The following is a 4,262-nucleotide window of genomic DNA, read 5'->3' as shown; positions in this document are numbered from 1 at the left end:
CGCCGCCCTCGGCGGACCTCGGGGGCCCGCCGCCGGCGGCCACGCGCTCGTGCATCCGCTCCTCGCTCACGTCAGTCCCGGGTCTTGAGCAGCGGGAACAGGATGACGTCGCGGATCGAGGCGGAGTCGGTGAGGATCATCGTCACCCGATCGATCCCGATGCCCTCGCCCGCGGTCGGCGGCATGCCGTGCTCGAGGGCGCGCACGAAGTCCTCGTCGTACGGCATCGCCTCCTCGTCGCCCGAGGCGCGCGCCTTCACCTGCGCCTCGAAGCGCGCGCGCTGGTCGGCAGGATCGTTGAGCTCGGAGAAGGCGTTCGCGCACTCCATGCCGCCCGCGAACAGCTCGAAGCGGTCGACGAGGCGCGGATCGGCGTCGCGCCTGCGCGAGAGCGGGCTCGTCTCGAGGGGGAAGTCGACCACGAACGCGGGCCGGTCCTTCGGGAGCTGGGGCTCGCCGAACACCTCGAAGGCCGCGGCGATCGCCTCGCCCGGGGACCGCTTCGCGGCCTGCTCGAGCTTCCAGGCGTCCTCCGACTCGTTCTCGCGCGCCGCCGCGCGCGCGAGCGCCTCGGCGAGCCCGCGGCCGGCGAGCGCGTCCTCGACCGAGAGCCCGAGGGCACGGGCGCCCACCTCGACGAGCGAGACGCGGGGGTACGGCGGGGTGAAGTCGATGGGCTGCCCCTGGAACGTCACCACCGGCGCGCCGGCGACCTCGAGGGCGAGCGCGTGGAAGAGCGCCTCGGTGAGCTTCATGAGGTCTTCCGCGGTCGCGTACGCCTCGTAGAACTCGATCGTGGTGAACTCGGGGTTGTGGCGGCGGTCGATCCCCTCGTTCCGCCAGATGCGGCCGATCTCGTAGACGCGATCGAAGCCGCCCACCACGAGCCGCTTCAGGTGCAGCTCGGTCGCGATGCGGAGCTTGAGGGAGAGGTCGAGCGCGTTGTGGTGCGTCTCGAACGGCCGGGCCGCCGCGCCGCCCGCCTCCTCCGGCTTGTGCAGGGTCGGCGTCTCGACCTCGAGGTAGCCGCGCCCGTCGAGGAAGCGCCGGATGGTCGAGACCGTCCGGGCGCGCTTCACGAAGGTGTCGCGCACGCCGGGGGTGGCGATGAGATCGAGGTAGCGCTGCCGGTAGCGCTGCTCGACGTCGCTGAGCCCGTGCCACTTCTCGGGCAGCGGCCGCATCGACTTCGTGAGGATGGTGAAGGCGGTCGCCTCGAGCGTGAGCTCGCCGGTCTTGGTGCGCGTGGCGGCGCCCTGGGCGGCGACGATGTCGCCGATGTCGAGGAGCTTGTAGATCTCGAAGTCCCGCTCGGAGACCCGATCCTTCTTGATCCACACCTGGAGCTCGCCGGCGGCGTCGCGGATCTTGAGGAAGGCGGCCTTGCCGAAGGGGCGGACCGCGAGGACGCGCCCGGCGATCGACCAGGCGCCGGGGTCCTTCGCGATCTCGTCGGCCGGCGCGTCGCCGTACCTGTCGCGCAGGTCCTTCGAGAGGTGCTCCGGGCGGTGCCCGTTGCCGTAGGGGTTCACGCCGAGGGCGCGCAGCGCCTCGGCCTTCTTCGCGCGATGCGCGAGGATCTCGCGCTCGGTCGCGCCGAGGTCGTCGCCGCGGGGGGGGTTGGGATCTCGCATGTCTCGGTTTCGACGGGGAAAAGCGTGCGGCGAGGCTAGTCGGGCTCGCCCGCCCCGTCAACGCGAGAACATCCGCGCGCCGCGCGGCGGATCGAGCGGGCGGCCAGCCGAACCGGCTCGCGCTCCTACCGCGGTGCGTACAGGCGGTAGTCGATCTCCGGGAAGATGTTGTCCTTCGTCTCGGCGTGGGCGAGCCACTCAGGGTCGATCTGCCCGGCCCGGAGCTGGTCATGCAGCCGCGTGAACCGGAGCACGTGCTCCTTCGTCCGGCGGATGGCGTAGTCCACCATCGTCCCGGTCTTCATGATGAAGGCCCAGTCCGAGGACTGGGCGAGGAGCAGCTCCCGCGCGGCCTGGTCGAGGGCGCGCCGCTCGAGGTCGCTCGGCTCCCGGTAGTCGCGGGCGAGCGCGATCATGCGCTCCGCCGCCTTGTGCAGGTGGCGGTAGATCCAGTCGTTCGAGCCGTCGAGCCAGACGCCGGCGTAGCCGCCCGCGCCCCAGGAGCAGAGCGGCGGCGTCGCGAGCTGCTGCTCGGGGTTCTCCCGGAGGTAGTCGCCGGGCGTGGCGAGCTTGAAGATGCGCTGGTCGAAGGCGATCTTCCGGATGAGGAAGTCGATGAAGAGCGGCCCCTCGTACCACCAGTGGCCGTAGAGCTCCGCGTCGTACGGCGAGACGACGATCGGCCTCACCCCGTCCATGCGCGAGGCGAGGTGCTCGATCTGCCGCTCGCGGTTGTACATGAAGTTGCCCGCGTGCTGCGCCGCCCGCTCCCGCGCGCGCGCCGGGTCGTAGGGCTCCTTGTGCGCGGTCTTGCCCGTGATGCGGAAGTACTTGATGCCGACGTTCTTCCGCTGCCCGGTCGGCTGGATGTACGGCTTCACGTACTCGTACTCGAGGTCCCACCCGACGTCGCGGTAGAACTCCCGGTAGTCCGGGTCGCCCGGGTAGCCGGACTCGGAGCTCCACACCTGCATCGACGACTCGGCGTCCCGCCCGAACGCGGCCGGCCCGGTGGGCGTGAAGATCGGCGCGTAGACGCCGTAGCGCGGCCGCGGCGTCGCGTCGGTGATGCCGTGCGTGTCGACGAAGAAGTAGCGGATGTTCTCCTCGGCGAGGAACGCGTCCGCGCCGGGGAAGTAGCCGCACTCCGGCAGCCAGATGCCCACCGGATCCTTGCCGAAGTGGCGGCGGTGGTGGCGCGCGGCGACCGCGATCTGCGCGCGCACCGCCTCCGGGTACGGCTGCATGAGCGGCAGGAAGCCGTGGGTCGCGCCGCAGGTGACGATCTCGAGCCGCCCCGCCTCCTCGAGGCGGCGGAACGCGCCCACGAGGTCCCGGCGGTAGCGGTCGTTGAAGAGCTGGCGCAGCTCGCGGAACTCGCGCTGGTGGTGGAGGGCGAGGCCGTGGAAGGTGCCGTCGTTGCGGGTGCGGTGGACCTCCTTGTCCGCGAGCTCGCAGAGCGTGTCGAGCCGCCGCGCGTAGCGGGACATGAGCAGCTCGTCCCGGAGCATCGCGACGAGCGGCGGCGTCATGGTCATCGAGATGCGGAACGGGATCCCCTCGTCCGTCGCGCGGTCGAAGACCCTCAGGAGCGGCAGGTACGTCTCGCTGATCGCCTCGTAGAGCCAGTCCTCCTCGAGGAACTCGTCGTACTCCGGGTGGCGGACGAACGGGAGGTGCGCGTGGAGGTGGAGGGCGACGTAGCCGAGGACGTCCTGGGCCATCTAGGCGCCCTCCCCGGCTCCGAACCCTCCGAACGGCGAGGTCGGCGACGACACGCCCGGAGAGGTCGGCCGTCCGCCCACGCCGCCCGCGCTGCCTCCGGTGCGGGCGGCGAAGCGCGACCAGTCGCTGAGGCGCGCGAGGAGCGCCCGCGCCTCCTCCGAGAACGGTCCGCCCGCGTGGCCGGGGCCGAGGAGCCGCCCGAGCGGGATCTCCCACGGGATGCGGATGAAGCGGTCGTCGATCACCGGCGAGGGGCCGAGCGGCGGCAGCATCATCTCGTTCGAGCCGCGTCCGAGCTGCCGGTCCTGCCCGCCGCGATCGACGGCGTGGATCTCGGCCCGGTACACGCGGCCGGGCTCGAGGTCGTGCACGTAGAAGCCGGTCGCCTCGAGCGCGAAGTCCAGCGTGCGCACCGGCTCCCAGCCGCCGCCGCTCCGCGCGAAGATCCGGAGCTCCGCCCGCGGGTGGTCGAGCCCGGCGAACGCCCCCTGCGCGGTGCCCTGCGAGAAGTCCCAGTAGAGGAAGAGCGTCCGCGGATCGCGCGGGAGCGCGACGAACGCGTCGTCCCCGTAGCCCCAGGGCAGCTCGCCGAGGTTCTCCTCGTACGGCGCGCCCCCCGCGCCCTCGGGGGCGCCCTCGCCCTCCTCGACGGCGCGGAAAGCCTCCGGCGCGTCCGAGGTCGTCTCGGTCATGGGGCGCGGGGCCTCGCGCACCGCCTCCTCCCCGCGCACCCGCGCGACGAAGTAGCCCTCCGGGTCCGGCGCGGCCTCGCCCGGCTTGCCGTTGCCCACCTTCTTGCGGCGCGCCCGCGCCGCCGAGACGCTCGCCGCGACCCCGGCCACCGCGCCGGCCGCCGCGCCCGCCACCGCCGCAGCCACCTTGGCCGCCCGGCGCGTGCGGGGC

General features: G+C 72.7%; 3 protein-coding genes. All 3 read right to left on the bottom strand.

All coding sequences use genetic code 11. The features are described from left to right. Positions 1-71 precede the first annotated feature (71 nt). The gene (gene lysS, locus MNZ29_RS23600) at positions 72-1,634 is read right to left on the bottom strand and encodes a lysine--tRNA ligase (RefSeq protein WP_242357023.1); all 1,563 of its coding nucleotides are present in this window, start codon (positions 1,632-1,634) and stop codon (positions 72-74) included. Positions 1,635-1,759: 125 nt separating this feature from the next. Then, a complete protein-coding gene (locus MNZ29_RS23595; protein ID WP_242341507.1) occupies positions 1,760-3,358 on the bottom strand; it encodes a glycoside hydrolase family 57 protein in 1,599 nt (532 codons plus the stop codon). Next, positions 3,359-4,262, bottom strand: a 904-nt coding sequence (locus MNZ29_RS23590; protein WP_242357021.1) for a DUF4912 domain-containing protein, incomplete at its 5' end; no start/stop codon positions are given.

Source organism: Anaeromyxobacter sp. SG64 (assembly GCF_022690745.1).
GTDB classification, from domain to species: Bacteria; Myxococcota; Myxococcia; order Myxococcales; family Anaeromyxobacteraceae; genus Anaeromyxobacter; species Anaeromyxobacter soli.
This window is presented reverse-complemented; position numbering and strand designations above follow the sequence as displayed.